17 protein-coding genes are annotated in these 16,234 nt (G+C 59.8%); 4 read left to right on the top strand and 13 right to left on the bottom strand.

Annotated elements, in window-relative coordinates:
• Nucleotides 1-2 precede the first annotated feature (2 nt).
• Nucleotides 3-353 (top strand): BON domain-containing protein, encoded by a 351-nt coding sequence (locus ACM6IO_RS14540; protein ID WP_414911725.1) that lies wholly within the window; start codon nucleotides 3-5, stop codon nucleotides 351-353.
• Nucleotides 354-472: 119 nt separating this feature from the next.
• Here the strand turns inward: ACM6IO_RS14540 and ACM6IO_RS14535 are convergent, their stop codons facing one another.
• From ACM6IO_RS14535 to cynS, 3 genes are all read right to left on the bottom strand, one after another.
• Nucleotides 473-1,132 carry a carbonic anhydrase gene (locus ACM6IO_RS14535; RefSeq protein WP_414911724.1) on the bottom strand — a complete coding sequence of 220 codons (660 nt, stop codon included), beginning with the start codon at nucleotides 1,130-1,132 and terminating at the stop codon, nucleotides 473-475.
• Nucleotides 1,133-1,161: 29 nt separating this feature from the next.
• Nucleotides 1,162-1,398 (bottom strand): DUF2790 domain-containing protein, encoded by a 237-nt coding sequence (locus tag ACM6IO_RS14530; protein ID WP_223435671.1) that lies wholly within the window; start codon nucleotides 1,396-1,398, stop codon nucleotides 1,162-1,164.
• Between the two features lie 86 nt (nucleotides 1,399-1,484).
• Nucleotides 1,485-1,952: a cyanase gene (gene cynS, locus ACM6IO_RS14525; protein ID WP_008043963.1), complete on the bottom strand. Its 468-nt coding sequence runs from the start codon at nucleotides 1,950-1,952 to the stop codon at nucleotides 1,485-1,487.
• 120 nt (nucleotides 1,953-2,072) lie between these two features.
• Here cynS and cynR point away from each other — a divergent pair, with 120 nt between their 5' ends.
• A complete protein-coding gene (gene cynR / locus ACM6IO_RS14520; RefSeq protein ID WP_192229298.1) occupies nucleotides 2,073-2,969 on the top strand; it encodes a transcriptional regulator CynR in 897 nt (298 codons plus the stop codon).
• Here cynR and ACM6IO_RS14515 read toward each other — a convergent pair.
• From ACM6IO_RS14515 to ACM6IO_RS14490, 6 genes are all read right to left on the bottom strand, one after another.
• Nucleotides 2,955-3,257, bottom strand: coding sequence for a hypothetical protein (locus ACM6IO_RS14515; RefSeq protein WP_223449562.1), 303 nt, complete (start codon nucleotides 3,255-3,257; stop codon nucleotides 2,955-2,957). The genes cynR and ACM6IO_RS14515 overlap by 15 nt on opposite strands.
• A gap of 121 nt (nucleotides 3,258-3,378) precedes the next feature.
• On the bottom strand, nucleotides 3,379-3,708 hold the full coding sequence (locus tag ACM6IO_RS14510; protein ID WP_008028159.1) for a hypothetical protein: 330 nt from the start codon (nucleotides 3,706-3,708) through the stop codon (nucleotides 3,379-3,381).
• A 222-nt stretch (nucleotides 3,709-3,930) separates the two neighbouring features.
• Nucleotides 3,931-4,083, bottom strand: a complete 153-nt coding sequence (locus tag ACM6IO_RS14505; protein WP_007946257.1) for a hypothetical protein — start codon at nucleotides 4,081-4,083, stop codon at nucleotides 3,931-3,933.
• 146 nt (nucleotides 4,084-4,229) lie between these two features.
• Nucleotides 4,230-4,733 (bottom strand): GNAT family N-acetyltransferase, encoded by a 504-nt coding sequence (locus tag ACM6IO_RS14500; RefSeq protein WP_414911723.1) that lies wholly within the window; start codon nucleotides 4,731-4,733, stop codon nucleotides 4,230-4,232.
• A gap of 31 nt (nucleotides 4,734-4,764) precedes the next feature.
• Nucleotides 4,765-5,394: a glutathione S-transferase family protein gene (locus ACM6IO_RS14495; protein WP_223481069.1), complete on the bottom strand. Its 630-nt coding sequence runs from the start codon at nucleotides 5,392-5,394 to the stop codon at nucleotides 4,765-4,767.
• A 78-nt stretch (nucleotides 5,395-5,472) separates the two neighbouring features.
• Entirely contained in the window at nucleotides 5,473-7,422 is a 1,950-nt protein-coding gene (locus ACM6IO_RS14490; protein WP_192229294.1) for a DNA topoisomerase III, read from the bottom strand.
• Between the two features lie 348 nt (nucleotides 7,423-7,770).
• Between ACM6IO_RS14490 and ACM6IO_RS14485 the strand changes: the two genes are divergently transcribed.
• Nucleotides 7,771-8,139, top strand: coding sequence for a DUF427 domain-containing protein (locus ACM6IO_RS14485; protein WP_008028168.1), 369 nt, complete (start codon nucleotides 7,771-7,773; stop codon nucleotides 8,137-8,139).
• A 36-nt stretch (nucleotides 8,140-8,175) separates the two neighbouring features.
• Here the strand turns inward: ACM6IO_RS14485 and lldD are convergent, their stop codons facing one another.
• The 3 genes from lldD to ACM6IO_RS14470 all read right to left on the bottom strand — a co-directional run bounded on the left by lldD (nucleotide 8,176) and on the right by ACM6IO_RS14470 (nucleotide 13,959).
• Nucleotides 8,176-9,330, bottom strand: a complete 1,155-nt coding sequence (lldD, locus tag ACM6IO_RS14480) for an FMN-dependent L-lactate dehydrogenase LldD (RefSeq protein ID WP_414911722.1) — start codon at nucleotides 9,328-9,330, stop codon at nucleotides 8,176-8,178.
• A 1,068-nt stretch (nucleotides 9,331-10,398) separates the two neighbouring features.
• Nucleotides 10,399-12,021, bottom strand: a complete 1,623-nt coding sequence (locus ACM6IO_RS14475) for an MFS transporter (RefSeq protein ID WP_192496319.1) — start codon at nucleotides 12,019-12,021, stop codon at nucleotides 10,399-10,401.
• A 291-nt stretch (nucleotides 12,022-12,312) separates the two neighbouring features.
• Nucleotides 12,313-13,959 carry a GMC family oxidoreductase gene (locus ACM6IO_RS14470; protein ID WP_414911721.1) on the bottom strand — a complete coding sequence of 549 codons (1,647 nt, stop codon included), beginning with the start codon at nucleotides 13,957-13,959 and terminating at the stop codon, nucleotides 12,313-12,315.
• A 121-nt stretch (nucleotides 13,960-14,080) separates the two neighbouring features.
• Here ACM6IO_RS14470 and ACM6IO_RS14465 point away from each other — a divergent pair, with 121 nt between their 5' ends.
• Nucleotides 14,081-14,977, top strand: a complete 897-nt coding sequence (locus ACM6IO_RS14465; protein ID WP_008035628.1) for a LysR family transcriptional regulator — start codon at nucleotides 14,081-14,083, stop codon at nucleotides 14,975-14,977.
• A gap of 94 nt (nucleotides 14,978-15,071) precedes the next feature.
• Here the strand turns inward: ACM6IO_RS14465 and ACM6IO_RS14460 are convergent, their stop codons facing one another.
• Complete coding sequence (locus tag ACM6IO_RS14460) at nucleotides 15,072-16,172, bottom strand: DNA alkylation repair protein (RefSeq protein ID WP_192496317.1); 1,101 nt, start codon at nucleotides 16,170-16,172, stop codon at nucleotides 15,072-15,074.
• Nucleotides 16,173-16,234 lie beyond the last annotated feature (62 nt).

The following is a 16,234-nucleotide window of genomic DNA, read 5'->3' as shown; positions in this document are numbered from 1 at the left end:
CCATGAAACTTCCATCCTTCGATCATTACTCTCATAAGCTGGAAATGGCCACGCACGACGTGTGGCTGACAGCCCGGGTGAAGTCGGCCTTGGCGTTGGCCGATCCGACCCTTGGCCTGCAAGTCCATGTCAAAACCCTCGCGGGAACGGTGATGTTGAGTGGTCGCGTCAACACGCATAAGCAATGTGAGCAGGCTGTTGCGCTGGCTCGCACGGTCAGTGGTGTCAATGAAATCGATGCCAGGGAATTGCTGACTCACGTGTTCACGCCTGGAAGCTTTCCAACACCGCCAAACGCCGAGGAAAACCCGGAGATCCGGCCATCCTCGTCAGCCAAACCGGAAGACAAATAAAGCGGGGTGCAGCGCTTCCGTGAATCGGGCGCGCTGCATTTTCACTTCGCGGCTATTGAGCGCGGATGTTGATTGGCTGCACGGTGCCAGCTGAGGGCGATGGCCCTCTGGTGCGCGGATCAAGCCGCTTCAACCGCTTTGCCGTGAACGGCGCACGTGCTCGGGTGCTTGACCAGCGACACGAACGTGCGGCTGTTGGCATCCAGTGCATCGATCGACCCGGTTTCGATGTCGTAGACCCAGCCATGCAGGTTCAGCAGGCCTTTTTCCTGAGCCAGTCGCACGCTCGGGTGCGTCTGAATGTTCGCCAGTTGCGCGATCACGTTTTCCCGCACCATCGAACTCACTTTCGCCGCGTCGCTGGCATGAGGCCGGGATTCGTTGATGACCTTCGCCGATTCCGCGTGTTGCAACCAGCCACTGACGGCGGGCAGGTGATCCATGCATTTGCAGTTGGCGACGGCTGTCATCGCGCCACAATCCGAATGGCCGCAAATCACGATGTCGGTGACGCCCAGTACGGCCACCGCGTATTCGACCGTGGCCGATACACCGCCCGGATGCGGGCTGTAGGAGGGCACGATATTGCCGGCGTTACGGATCACGAACAGTTCGCCGGGTTCTTGCTGAGTCAGCAGTTCCGGCACGACACGGCTGTCGGAACAGGTGATGAACAGCGTGCCGGGGTGTTGCGTGGTGGCCAGGTGTTTGAACAGGTCGGTCCGTTGCGGGAAGGCTTCCGTCTGGAACTTCAAAAAACCGTCGATGAGCGCTTTCATGGGGGAATTTCCTTTCAAATGATGGGGGATCAGTTCGAGCAGCCGGTGCCAAACACGCTGTAGTCCAGAATGTGGGTGGCACCTGTGGAGTCCTGGTACGTCATTTTCACAGGGACGACCCCGCATTCATCGGCAATCGGCGTGATGCTCACGACATGCGCGATGTCCAGTTTCATGCCGTACTCGTACGCGACGGCCGTTTCTTCTGCGTGAACCTGGGCAGACATGCCCGCTAATAACGACAGCACCAACAGAATTTTTTTCATGGGGCATCCTCCAGGCCAATGTGGTGAACAAAGAAACAAGCGGGGTTCTGGAACTGGCCCGCACTTGAGTGCGGGCCGGGATCAAGTCAGAAAGGACGCAGTGGCAGGAACTTGCCGTCGAGGGTGATCACGGCGCGGGAGCCGCCTTCCGGGTCTTCGACTTTTTTCATGTCGAGCTTGAAGTTGATCGCACTGATGATGCCGTCGCCGAACTGTTCATGAACCAGGGCTTTGAGCGTGGTGCCGTAGATCTGGATCATTTCGTAGAAGCGGTAGATGGTCGGGTCGGTCGGCACGCCAGAGAGGCTGCCGCGCAGTGGAATGATTTGCAGGCGGGCCACGGTGTCGGCGTCCAGGTCGAGTTTCTCGCCAATCACTTTGGCGGCGCTTTCCGGCAGTGGGTGCTGACCGAGCAGGGCGGCGGTGACGTAGGCCAGGCCGAGGCCGGTGCCGTCGGTCAGGTCCTGCCACGACAGGTTCTTGCGCGCCTTGGCATCGAGGATCGAGGTGGTCAGGGCCAGGCTCGGGTCGTTGTAAGCGTGGGACTGTTGCATGGTGAATCTCCTATCGGGTTGAGTACTGCTGGGTGTGAAGCAATCTTCTGCCGATTGATTCATAGCGTCCAAGACCGATATACAATGCATTGCATAAGCCCTGCCTATAGGTTGATCCCGATGTTGCTCCGACATTTGCGCTACTTGCTGGCGGTCGCCGACCACGGCGGCTTCACCCGTGCTGCCGAGGCTTTGCACGTGTCCCAACCGACCTTGTCGCAACAGATCCGCCAACTGGAGGAAACCCTCGGCGTGAGCCTGTTCGATCGCACCTCGCGCACAGTCAAGCCGACCGATGCGGGTGAGGCCTATATCGAGTGCGCTCGGCGGGTGCTGGTGGAACTGGAGGCGGGTAAACGGGCGTTGCATGACGTGAAGGACTTGTCCCGGGGGACGTTGCGATTGGCGATGACGCCGACGTTCATGGCGTATCTGGTCGGGCCATTGGTGCGCGACTACGTGGCGCGCTATCCGAATATTCACCTGGAGATTTTCGAGTTGTCGATGGACGACATTGAGGCCGGGCTGCTGGATGACTCGCTGGACATCGCCATTGCATTTGATCAGGTCAGGAATGCCGACATCGAGTCGATCCCGGCGTTTACCGAGACGCTGGGCGTGATGGTCGGGCGGGATCATCCGTTGTACGAAAGCCGGGTCGCGTTATCCGCTGAAGCGGTGGCCCAGCTGGAGTTTGCCCTGTTGGCCACGGACTTCGTCACCCGAACCCGAATCGATGAGTATTTCGCTGAGCAGCGGATCACGCCAAAAGTGGCCATCGAGGTGAACTCGGTCAGCACCTTGCTGGAAGTCATCCGCCACACGGCGATTGCCACCATCCTTCCGGAACCCATCGCCACTCAGGACCGCGCATTACGCAGGATCCCGTTGCTGGGGGAGGCGCCCAAGCGCGGGGCCGCGCTGCTGCGGCGTAAAAACAACTACCACAGCGCGGCGTCGGTGGCCTTCATGGAACTGTTGCTGGGAACCGTTGAGGCGACGTCAGTCATCCACTGACTGACACACGCCGTTGGAGGCTTTGCCGGTGGAGGTCACGGCGACCGAATCGTCATCGGCGAGGACAATTGACAAGGTGATGCCGGAGCCTTTGGCTTCGAAGCGGCGCTCACTGATGATTTTGGTATCGGCTTCCTTGCCGTTGATCATGACCGGCCCATCCTGATCCGCCTGGACGAGAAACTTGCCGGGGCACTCCACCGCGAATGACGGGACACCGTCGACGCTGTTTGCCTGAGCAACACTTGTCAGAACCAGCAACAGCGGGAATATCAGCTTGTTTTTCATCGCAAGTCTCCAGTGACCAACAGCGGATACGCTTAACAATAGCTTTGTTTGGCAAACCGGAGACAAACAAAAAGGCCCCGCTCGTTTATTCGAGCGGGGCCTTTTTTATTGCGATGGTTTATCAGTAGAACCGATCAATCACCCGAACTTCATTCTGGTTCTGCATCGAGTCCCAAGCCTGCTTCAGCGTTTGCAGGACATTGCCGATGAAGTCTTTGTCGGCTGCAGCTTTCTTGCCGACATAACCCTGGCCGCGACGGTACATTTTCAATCGGGCCAACAGGTTCTGGTTGTTCTGGTCGAACTCGGCTTCATGGGCATGCGGCGACAGGCAATCGATATGAACCTGGCCCGATTTGCTGATCCACAGAATGTGGCTGTCGTGGCTGTCTTTTTGCGCAGCGAACATACGAGCCAGTTCATCGATAGTAGGTTGATTGTTCAGATTCATAATATGCCCCTTGACCATTTGGTGATCTTTCAAAGTTGATTCGCTAATACAAGTAGCCCATCGGTTAGTTGATCCCTGGCACCGAAACCAGGACGTCAGCGTTCGGCCGTCGAAAGTGACGGGGTTCCGCGTCTGTTGCATGTAGTCGTGTTGAATAACTGCTACGCAATAGCGTCACAACGAAGAGAAGCAGCGAATACCTTCAGGCCACTGCCGACGTTTTCAGGGTCGGCCACAAGCTTCATGAGGATTGATCGCCAGCGCTTCTCGTCCTTGTACTGGACGTTCGGGCCAGGTCAGCTTCTTCAATCTGCCTTGTGGGCAGCGTGTATCCGGGAAAAACAGCTCGGCGGTCAGACGAGCTTGCTCAAACATGTTGCTGTACTCCCGATCGGGGAGATGTCTGCATCATGCAAGGGCAAATCGGAGGCGTCAACGGTTTTGTAGTGATTATTTTCAGTCACTACATATTGTCGGACAAAGCTGTTTGGAATTAGAAAGCAGCAGGGAGAAAGCGCCCCTCAGGACGAGGGCGGCGCGCTTTGGAAGCGGTAAAAGGTGCAGGGATAACCGTCCACTGAGTGCTGATGCCGGGAGAACGCGTCACCCGTGAGGTGTGGCATCACACTGGCCCAGAACTGCCGTGCAGGCGGGTTGGCATCGATGTGGAAAATCTGCCATTGCCCGGGCAGCTGGCTCAAGAGGGTAGAAACGACAAACGTCGCGACTCCTTGGCCACGAAAGCGTCGGCTGACAAAAAGGTAGCCGATGTTGTTCTGGGCGCCAGGCAGATGGGTGTTGTCATCCACGGTCACAAAACCGGCCAGCTCCCCGTCGACCTTGATCAGGAACGGGCGGGTTGCGGGGTTGCGCCAGTAGTCCTGTTGCGACTGGATGTGGAAGAAGCCATGCCCGCCGAGTTTGAGCGGCAGCCACTCACTGAGGTCGTACATATAGAACTGCATCAGGTTTTCGAGCGTTTCCAGTTCGTCGCGCTGAGCGGCGTGCAGTTCTATCGAGGGCATGCGGGCTGGCTCCTGTTCAGAGCGGAATCAATCAGTGAGGCGCGAAGTCGTATTTTCCGCCTTTCTTCAGTGCGGCTTGATAGGCCGGGCGCGCCTGGAAGCGCTCGACCCAGGCCGCTACATGAGGGTAGTCGCCGAGCTTGCCTTGGGCGCGGGCGATTTCACCTATGAAACTCATCTGGATATCGGCTGCGCTGAATTCCTTGCCCAGCAGGTAATCGGACTGGTTCAGTGCCGTGTTCAGATAGCCGAGGTAGTTGGCTACTTCCGAGTTGATCCGTGGATGCAGCGGTGCGCCGGCTTCACCGAGACGTCCGACATACAGGTTCAACATCAGCGGCAACATGGCCGAGCCTTCGGCGAAATGCAGCCACTGCACGTATTCATCGTAGGCCGGGGTGGACGGATCGGGTTGCAGCCGCCCCTCGCCATGGCGACGAATCAGGTAGTCGATAATTGCGGCGGACTCAATCAGCTTCTGCGTGCCGTCTTCGATGACCGGCGATTTGCCCAGGGCGTTGATCGCTTTCAGTTCCGGCGGGGCCAGGTTGGTTTTCGGATCGCGCTGATAGAGCTTCAGTTCGTAAGGGATGGCCAGTTCTTCCAGTAGCCACAGAATGCGCTGGGAGCGGGAGTTGTTCAGGTGGTGCACGATAATCATGGTCGATGCCTTTTCAGGAAACAGGGCTGTAGCCGGGCTTGAAGAACACTAGACCATCGCTGGCCAGTCGAAGTGCCATCAAGCTTTACCCGGCGTTTTTGCTGCACGTTTGGCGCCGGTCGATGGCTTGCGTTTGGCCGGCTTGCGTTTGTTTTTCCAGGGTGTGGCACCTCGCCCGGCAGGGCTTGCAGGCCCGCTGATGGTCAGGCTCAGGCCGGAGCAGCGGGCAACCTGCTTGCTCATCCACGCCGCTTGTTTGGTGACGAATTCTTCCAGGCTCATTTCGCCGCTCTGCACCATGTCCAGCGCCTGCTCCCAGATCGCCGTGGTGCCAGGGTCGGCAATCGCGCGCGGCACGGCGTCGATCAGGCTGAATGCCGCCGGGGTGGCGGCCAGGGCCTTGCCGTTCTTGATCAGATAACCACGGTCGAGCAGGCCCTGAATGATCGAGGCGCGGGTGGCCTCGGTGCCGATCCCGGTGGTGTCCTTGAGTTTCTGTTTCAGCAGTGGATCCTCGACCAGCTTGGCGACGTTCTTCATCGCCTTGATCAAATCACCCTCGGTAAACGGTTTGGGCGGCTGCGTCCAAAGGTCCTTGAGCTTCACTTCGGCCACCGCGCAATCACGGCCTTCGCTCAATGTCGGCAGTGTTTGCGGCGCCGGTACTTCGCGGCCCTTGGCCGGAGCAAGGGCCTCGGGCAGGGCGCGTTTCCAGCCGGGTTCGACGATCTGCTTGCCGACCGCGCGCAAGGCTTCGCCGGCACAGTCGAAGTCGGCCTGGGTCCGGTCGTATTCATGGTTGGGCAGAAACTGCGCCAGATACCGCGCGCGGATCAGCGTGTAGACCGCTCGCTGCTTGCCCACCAGTCGATCCAGGTTCTTTGCCGCAGCCGTGGGGATGATGCCGTGGTGAGCGCTGACCTTGGCGTCATTCCAGGCCCGTGAGCGCCGTTGCGGTTCAAGGTGGTCCTGCAAGGCGTTCAGCGTCGGATCTGCTTGCCGCAGGGCGGCGAGAATACCGGGCGCTTCACTGTGTTGACTCACCGGCAGGTAACCGCAGTCGCTGCGAGGGTAGGTGATGACTTTATGGGTTTCGTAGAGTGCCTGGGCGATGTCGAGGGTTTCCTGAGCGCCAAGCCCGAGTTTCTTCGAACAGACCTCCTGCAAGGTGCCCAGATCGAACGGCAATGGCGCCACTTCGCGCATGCGCTCGGTACGCAGTTTGATCACCCGGGCGCTCGCCGCGTTGCCAATCGCCGCAGCTGCCTGTTGTGCGAGTGCCTGATTGAGGCAGCGATCCTGGTCGTCGCAAACGTCGGACGGCGCACGCCACTGTGCAGTGAACGCGGTGCCATCGTGCAGCAGCTGCACGTCGATGGCCCAGTAAGCCACGGGGACGAAATCGGCGATGCTGCGGTCGCGGTCCACCACCAGACGCAGGGTCGGCGTTTGCACTCGACCGACCGGCAATACGCCCTGATAACCGGACTGGCGCCCCAGCAGCGTGAACAACCGGCTCATGTTCATGCCGATCAGCCAGTCGGCCCGTGAACGGCCCAATGCCGAATGATAAAGGCTGAAGGTCTCCGCCCCCGGCTTCAGCGCAGCCAATGCCTTGCGGATTGACGCATCGTCCAGCGCCGACAGCCACAACCGCTGGATCGGCCCACGATAACGGCAATGCTCCACCAGTTCCCGGGCGATCATTTCGCCCTCACGGTCGGCGTCGGTGGCGATCACCAACTCATCGGCCTCGCCGAGCAAGCGTTTGACGGCCTTGTACTGACTGGCGGTGCGCGGTTTGACGGTCATTTTCCATTTGTCCGGAATGATCGGCAGATCCGCCAGCACCCAGCGCTTGTAGCGTGCGTCGTAGGCATCCGGTGGCGCGGTTTCCAGCAGATGGCCGATGCACCAGGTCACCGTGACGTCCGTTCCCAACCAGCAGCCGTCGCCGCGACGCCGGGCGCCGAGCACGGCCGCAATGTCTTTGGCCTGGGAAGGTTTTTCACAGAGGTACAACCGCATAACCACCATCGTTCATCAACTGCCGGGAGGTGCACAGAATGGCGGCTGATGAGCGATGGAGCAATCTTTATCTGTATGGATGTACAGCTCGTGCGTTTCGACTCATTGCAACGAACGGCATCTCGCTTCTGCATTTGACGTTATCCGCCTCTGCGCTTGTGCCGGTCCTGCGACGGATAGCTTCAGCGCCCCGTTCGGCTGTGAAGCCGTCGCGCTGATGAAATCTGGGTTATACCTGACAAAGCTGTGTTCTCAAGTTTTGGGGCACTGTGCGACCCATTGCGGGCAAGTCGGATTGCCGCATCGCACGCTCCCACAGGTTTTTCACCGTCCCGAGGAACGCATTTCATGAAAAGCTCCGGTCCTAGCCCTGTCATTACCATCGCCGAGCAGCCTGGCTGTCTGTTGGTGAAGTTTCACGGCATTCAGGTGGCTGCGTCGGCGCGCGCGCTGGTGCTGCTGGAGGCCAATTACCCTCCGGTGTACTACGTGCCCCGGGAGGATATCGACGAGAAGTATTTTGCCCGCACCGACCACACGAGTTACTGCCCCTACAAGGGTGATGCGAGCTATTTCAGCCTGCAGGTCCCGGGGCATGAGGGCGCGAATGCGGCGTGGAGCTATGAAGATCCCAAAGTGTCGGTAGAACAGATTCGGGGCTACATTGCGTTCTATCCCGATCAGGTGAAGTTCGAGATTCTCAAAGACGTCGAGTAATTGAAAACGCCCTGCATCGACAGGGCGTTTTTACGATCAAGCGTTCAGTTCACGAACCGCTCGCACCAGCGTCGACTCATCTATCTGAGCAATCGAGGTCACTCCGGTCAACGTCATGGCCACGCGCATCTCTTTGGCGAAAATATCCAGCATGTTTTCCACCCCGCGTTGACCATCGGCGGCCAGCGCATAGGCCATGGATCGCCCCAGCAATACACCTTTCGCGCCCAGGGCCAGCATCCGCACGACATCGAGCCCCGAGCGGATCCCCGAGTCGACCAGCACCGTCAGATCATTCCCCACCGCTTGTACTATGGGCGGCAATGCCTTGGCGGTGGAAAGCACGCCGTCCAGCTGCCGTCCGCCGTGGTTCGATACCACAATGCCGTCCGCGCCAAAGCTGACGGCGTCTCGCGCGTCCTGAGGATCGAGAATGCCCTTGATGATCATCGGGCCTTTCCAGAAGTCACGAATCCACTCCAGATCGCTCCAGCTGATCGACGGGTCGAAGTTGTTCGCCAGCCAGCCCATGTAGTCTTCGAGCGTGACGGCTTTGCCAAGGTACTTCGAGATGTTGCCCAGATCGTGCGGGCGTCCCATGACGCCGACGTTGAAGGCCCAGTCGGGGCGGGTCATCGCCTGAAGTATTCGCCGCGATGACGCAAACGGTCCGGACATGCCTGAGTGCGCATCCCGGTAGCGGGCGCCGGGCGTGGGCATGTCGACGGTAAACACCAGGTTCTTCACCCCGGCAGCCTTGGCCCGTTCCAGGGCATTTTTCATGAAGCCCCGGTCTTTCAGCACGTACAGCTGGAACCAGATGGATTGTTGGCTTTGCGCCACCACTTCCTCGATCGAACACACCGAGACCGTCGACAGGCACAGGGGAATGCCTTTGTTTTGCGCCGCTTTCACGGCTTGTACTTCGCCTCGACGGGCGAACATGCCTGTCAGGCCTACGGGCGCCAGGATGATCGGCATTGCGAGGGGCTGGTCGAAGAGGGTGGTTTGCAGGCTCAGGGTTTCGACGTTTTTCAGAATGCGCTGACGCAGGCTGATGCCTGTCAGGTCGGCGCTGTTGGCCCTTAGTGTGTGCTCCGCGTAAGCGCCTCCATCGATGTAATCGAACAAGAACCGGGGGAGTTTGCGGCGGGCTGCCTCGCGATAGTCGGATGCGGATGAAATGATCATGGTGCCTCGGTCGGGTGAGTGGCGGGGCGATGGGTGCTTGGAGCCAGAGTAGCGAAAACGGCTCGTGTTTGCGGTAATTCTGTTTTTCGCGGTGTTGGTGGGATTTGCTCGCGAAGGCTTTGTGTGGGGTGTTTGGGTTTTTTTGGGGGGTGTACATATCCGTTATTGGGGTAACGGCGGCTATTGGTTTCGCCCTTACGGCGAGTCACTTGGAGAAGCGCCAAGTAACCAAGCGCTTTTGCCCCTTTCGTTCGGTGCCTCGCTAATGCTCGCCATACCCTCGCTCCGGTCCTGCTCCGTGGGCCCGCCGCGATCGGCCATCCTTGGCCGTGCGCGGCTAACCCGGCATCCATGCCGGGTTGCCCACTGCGCAGAACCTCCACTCGGCCTCTCGAGGGGGCGACGACCGCCACAGCCGCCGAGGCGGCCTGAAAGCCGACCTGGCTCTTCAGTCGTCCGCGTTCGCCTTCTCAGCTGCGTTCACTCATTCCGGACATGTACACCAAACCCCTGTAGGAGCCGGCTTGCTGGCGATGGCGTCCGTCCAGCCAATACATACGTTAACTGACCCACCGCTATCGCCAGCAAGCCGGCTCCTACAGTTGATCGTATTTATCCAGACACATATGCATTCCCCTTGTAGGAGCCAGCTTGCTGGCGATGGACGCCAACGATAACGCGTGCTGTCTGAATGAACGCGTTGCCCCGGCGCTTTTCGCCGGCAAGCCGGCTCCTACAGGGAACCCCATACGCTTTTGATTCCCACCACTCATCAGGCCGAGCGTTAGCTCGCCTTCAGCTTTTGATCTGAGCGCCCCCTCGAGAGGCCGAGTGGAGGTTCTGCGTAGTGGGCAACCCGGCATGGATGCCGGGTTAGCCGCCCCCGGCCATGGATGGCCGATGGCGGCGGGCCCACGGAGCAGGACCGGAGCGAGGCACCGAACGAAAGGGGCAAGAGCCCTTGGTTACTTGGGGCTTTTCCAAGTGACTCGCCGTAAGGGCGAAACCGCCAGCAGCCATCACCGAAACAATGGACATGCCCCCAACCGCCCAAACACCAACCAACCCTCAGTTAGTATCCAGATCCACGTTCTTGGTCTCACGCAGACAGATCATCCCCACCACAAGGCTCACCGCAGTAATCACCACCGGGTACCAAAGCCCATAGAAAATGTCCCCGGTGTACACCACCAACGCAAACGACACCGTCGGCAGGAATCCACCAAACCACCCGTTGCCAATGTGATACGGCAGGGACATCGAGGTGTAGCGAATGCGCGTCGGAAACAGCTCGACCATCAACGCCGCCAGCGGCCCGTAGCACATGGCCGAGATGATGATCAGCGCGACGATCAGCGCCACGATCATCGGTTTGTTGATCAACTGGACGTCGGCTTTTGACGGATACCCAGCCAGGGTCACCGCACCCCGCAGGGCCGCTTCGTCAAAGCCTTCAAGCCTCACGTCACCGACGCTGACCTGCACACCGCTGCCGGCCGGGGCCGCTTCGCTGCTGTAGGGCAGGCCCTGTTTCACCAGGAAGGTTTTGACCTTGTCGCACGGACTGTCAAATTTCGCCTTGCCCACCGGATCAAACTGGAAGGTGCAGGTCGCCGGGTCGGCCAGTACGGTAATCGGTGCCTGACGGCTGGCCTGGTCGATCGCCGGGTTGGCGTAATGAGCCAGGGTCTTGAAGATCGGGAAGTACAGCGCGGTGGCCAGCAACAGGCCGATCATCAGCACCGGTTTGCGCCCGACCTTGTCCGACAGCCAACCGAAAAAAATGAAGAACGGCGCGCCGATGATCACGCTGACGATCAGCAGGCTGTTGGCCAGGGCCGGGTCCATTTTCAGGAACTGGGTGAGGAAGAACAGCACGTAAAACTGCGCCGCATAAAACGTCACCGCTTGCCCGGCGTTGATGCTGAACAGCGCGATCAGCACGACCTTGAGGTTTTCCCATTTGCCGAAGGAATCGCGCAGTGGCGATTTGCAGAGCTTGCCTTCCTCTTTCATTTTCACGAACGCAGGCGATTCGTGCAGGCTCAGGCGAATCCAGGTCGAGATGCCCAGCAGCACGATGGAAAACAGAAACGGAATCCGCCAGCCCCAGACTTCAAACTGGTCACCGGTGAAGTAGCGGCAACCCAGCACCACGAGCAACGACAGCAGCAGGCCGAGGGTCGCGGTGGACTGAATCCAGCTGGTGTGGAAACCGCGTTTGCCGATGGGCGCGTGTTCGGCGACATAGGTCGCAGCGCCACCGTACTCACCGCCCAGGGCCAGGCCCTGAAGCATGCGCAGCACCACGAGGATGATCGGCGCGGCGATGCCGATGCTCGCGTAAGTCGGCAGCAACCCGACGCAAAACGTCGCGACGCCCATAAGGACGATGGTGGCGAGGAAGGTGTATTTGCGCCCGATCATGTCCCCCAGCCGCCCGAACACCAGCGCACCGAAGGGCCGCACGATAAAGCCGGCGGCGAACGCCATCAGTGCAAAGATGAATGCGGTGGTGTCGTTGACCCCGGCGAAAAACTGTTTGCTGATCACCGCCGCGAGGGCGCCGTAGAGGAAGAAGTCATACCACTCGAACACCGTTCCCAGTGACGAAGCGAAGATGACTTTGCGGGTGTCACGGCTGGCATCGGCGCTGCCCGTGATTTCCAGAGATTGAACGTGTTCTGACATATCGGTATCCCTCACAGTGATTGTTTTTGTTGTTCCACTGTCGGCACATGCTTTGTGGGCGGGTGCCGCTACTGTCCGTGCATCGGGTGACATCGATGTTGATTGATCCGCCGCTATCGCCAGCAAGCCGGCTCCTACAGTTGATCTTTGTCGTTCATATTTCTTGTGCCCCACCTACAACCCTTGTAGGAGCCAGCTCGCTGGCGAAAGCGGTGTCTCAGGCGACATCGATGTTGAATGATCCGCCGCTTTCGCCAGCAAGCTGGCTCCTACAATGTTCGTGTTTGGAGGTCAGGCATTGGTCACCAGTTCCATCGGTGAGGTCAGGCTCCTTGTGGCGGGGTTGAGGATGAGTTGTGCGGCCTTTTCGGCAATCATCAGCGTCGGCGAACAGGTGTTGCCCGAGGTGATGCGCGGCATGATCGAGGCGTCGGCGATACGCAGGCCGGGGATGCCGTGGACTTTCAATTCGGCATCGACCACCGCGTCCCCGTCATTGCCCATGCGGCAGGTGCCGACCGGATGGAAAATCGTCGTACCGATTCGCGCGGCGGCTTCGTGCAGTTGTTCTTCGCTCTGCAAACTGTCGCCGGGCAGGTATTCCACCGGTTTGAACGCTTGCAGGGCAGGCGCGGAAACGATGCGTCGGGTCAGGCGGATCGCATCGGCAGCGACGCGCAAATCTTCCGGATGGCTCAGGTAATTGGGTTGAATCAGCGGCGCGTCCTGCGGGTTGGCCGAGCGAATGTCGATTCGCCCACGGCTTTGCGGACGCAGATCGCAGACCGACGCCGTGAAGGCCGGGAAGGCATGCAGCGGCTCGCCGAAGCGCTCCAGCGACAGTGGCTGCACGTGGTATTCGAGATTCGCCGAAGTCTGCTCCGGCCCGGAGCGGGCAAACGCACCGAGCTGACTCGGCGCCATGGACAGCGGGCCACTGCGGTCATACAGATAACGCAGCCCCATGCCGATCTTGCCCCACACACTGCCGGCGATCTGGTTCAGGGTGCGCGCGTTTTGCAGTTTGTAGATCAGCCGCAGTTGCAGGTGATCCTGCAGGTTGCCACCCACACCGGGCAGCTCATGGGCCACACCGATACCCAGTTTTTCCAGGAGCGGGCGAGGGCCGATGCCGGAGCGTTGCAGGATGCTCGGCGAACCGACGGCACCCGCGCAAAGGACGATTTCCTTGCGCGCCTTGAAGGTTTTCGCCTGACCCTGCCAGCGTGCGCTGACCGCCGCTGCACGGCCGTTTTCCAGGAGCACACGGTCGACTTCAACGTCAGTCAGCACGGTGAGATTAGGGCGATGGCGGACCGGTTTGAGAAATGCCTTGGCCGCGTTCCAGCGAATCCCGGCCTTCTGGTTGACCTGAAAGTAGCCGCAGCCTTCGTTGTCGCCCTGATTGAAGTCATCGATGCTGGCGATGCCGCTTTGTTCGGCCGCGCTGCGGAACGCATCGAGAATCGGCCAGGACAGTCGCTGGCGCTCGATCCGCCATTCCCCGGCGGCGCCGTGAAATTGCGAGTCGCCAGCAAAATGATTTTCGCTTTTCTTGAACAGCGGCAGCACATCGTCCCAACGCCAGCCGGGATTGCCATCGGCTGCCCAACCGTCGTAGTCGCCGGCCTGGCCGCGCATGTAGATCATGCCGTTGATTGAGGAACAGCCGCCGAGCACCTTGCCGCGCGGGTAACTCAGGGCGCGACCTTGCAGGCCTGCTTGCGCTTCGGTCTTGAAGCACCAGTCGGTGCGCGGGTTGCCGATGCAGAACAGGTAACCCACGGGGATGTGAATCCATGCGTAGTTATCGCGGCCGCCGGCTTCGAGCAGCAACACCCGGTGTTGCGGGTTGGCCGACAATCGATTGGCCAGCAAACATCCCGCCGGCCCGGCCCCGACCACGATGTAATCGTATTCATCAAGGGAAGTCTGCATCCCTGACCTCGTATTGTTGTTCTTGTTGTCGATCATCCTAGTTGTTAGCTTTCGTCAAAAGAATGTTAGTTTTTGCGCAGCCGCTGTGCGTTTTTAAACAGCGTATCCCTAAGGACGGTTCATGTTCGATTGGAATGACCTGCGTTTTTTTCTCGAATTGCAGCGCAGCGGGCGTTTGCTCACCGCTGCCCGCCGTTTGAACACCACCCATGCCACCGTGGCCCGGCACATCGAGGCCATCGAAAAAAGCCTCGGTACTGCGCTGTTCGTCCAGCATGCCCAGGGCTATGAATTGACGCCGGCGGGTGAAGCGCTGCTCAAGCACGCTGAAGCGATGGAGAACGTCGCCTTGCTGGCCCAGGAAGAGATCACCCAATCGACTGCGCCGCTGGGCAAGATTCGCGTGGGGGTGACCGAGGGCCTGGGCATCATGTTCCTCGCCAGTCGCATGAACGGTTTGTTCGAGCGCTATCCGGGGCTGGAAGTGGAACTGGTGGCGGTGCCGCGATTTGTCAGCATCCTCAACCGCGAAGCGGAGATCAGCATCCACCTCGAACGCCCCGCAGCCGACATGCTGGTCACGCGCAAACTCACCGACTATCGCCTGGCGCTGTATGCCAGCCAGGCTTACCTCGACAGGGCGCCACCGTTGCGCAGCCGCGAAGACCTCGGGCGCCACGCGTGGATCGGCTATGTCGACGACTTGCTGTTCAGTCAGGAATTGATGTTCCTCAACAGCTTCTGCCGCAATCCGCAGGTGGTGTTCCACAGCACCAGCGTGATCGCCCAACAACAGGCGGCGCGCTCGGGGTTGGGGATTGCGGTGCTGCCGTGCTACATGGCCAGCGCCGATCCGCAGCTGGTGCCGTTGTTGCCGGATGAAAGCATCCAGCGCAGCTACTGGATCAGTACCCGTCGCGAGCTGCACAAGTCCGTGCGGTTGCGGGTGTTGTGGGATTACGTGGTGGAGTTGTGTGAGCGAGAACAAAACCTGCTGCTAAACCCTGACCCTTTGTAGGAGCGAGGCTTGCCCGCGAAGGCGGTTTTGAAATTGATACCAGATTCAAGGGCCTCTTCGCGGGCAAGCCTCGCTCCTACAGGGGACCGCGTGTTCAGGGGAGGATTTCGAAGGCCGTGCTGGCGAGGCGTTCGCCGTTCACCAGGACGTGCACCGCGTGTCGGCCGGCGTAGTGCTTGCGCGTGGTGAGTTCCTTGATGTGCTGACCACGGCTGAGGAGGGCGGTCGCATGGCCGGGCAGCGTCAATGCCTTGAGCTTGAACACCTTCGCCGAGGTGCTGCCATTGGCTTTGACGTAATCGATGGCGTAGTCGATCACCAGGCGCTGACTGTCCTCAACCGTGGATTTAACGCTGAAGGACAAGGTGACTTTTTCCCCCAGGCCAATCACGGCCGGTTCAACGTTCACATCAATGATTTCAACCTCGGGCTTGCCGCCCGCGCCGATGATCGCCAGCGCCCGCTGGTTGCCCTGTTTGATCAGGCTGCGTAGTGCATGTCTGGCGATCCATGCGGTGTGCCTGTTCTCCAGCGACCAGCCTTCGATCAGGTCCAGCACCCACTCGGGATGGTCCTTGGTGATGTCGTTGAGGTGGTTGGCCACCGACTTGCGCACATAAAGGCTGGCGTCCGCCTTGAGGTTGTCGAGGATCGCGGCGGCGAGGCTCGGGTCGGCCTGGATCTGCTCCAGGCGAAATGACCACGGCAGGCGCGGGCGACAGCCTTCGCTGGCCAGGCGCCGGACATGTTCGTTTTCATCCAGCGACCAATCGTGCATCACGGCCAACGCGCGCTTGAGGTCACTGCGCAGGAAATAGCGGATCGCGAATTCAGCAGAGCCGAATGTGGTGAAGTATTTGAGCGCAGCCATGGACGGTTCGAAAGCATGGGCGCCGTAAGTCGCGACGTAATGCGGCAGCGAGATGCTGACGAAGCCGCTGTTCAGGCGCGGGGCGAGGGCGCGCAATACCTCCAGCGACTCATCAAAACCCAGCGGCAGTACGGCGTGCAGTGATTCGCTGACACGGGCCATGCGCTGCATGATCGACAGCTCGGCCAGCCCGTCGTTGGCCAGTTTGAGGAAGGCTTTGGCGTTGAAGTCGGGGTAGACCGCGGTCATCTCGGTGGCAATGTGCTTGAGGCGCTCGGCGTTGAAGATTTCCTTCAGGGCGGGGGCGGGTTGGTCAACGGCCATTGTCGATTCCTTCTAAATCGTTATGCGCGGCTTTTTTCAGGACTTCATCTTCAATGGTTTTA

Source organism: Pseudomonas sp. IT-P44 (assembly GCF_949768225.1).
GTDB lineage: Bacteria > Pseudomonadota > Gammaproteobacteria > Pseudomonadales > Pseudomonadaceae > Aquipseudomonas > Aquipseudomonas migulae.
The sequence above is the reverse complement of the archived record's forward strand: the minus strand, read 5'-3'. Positions and strand labels throughout refer to the sequence as shown.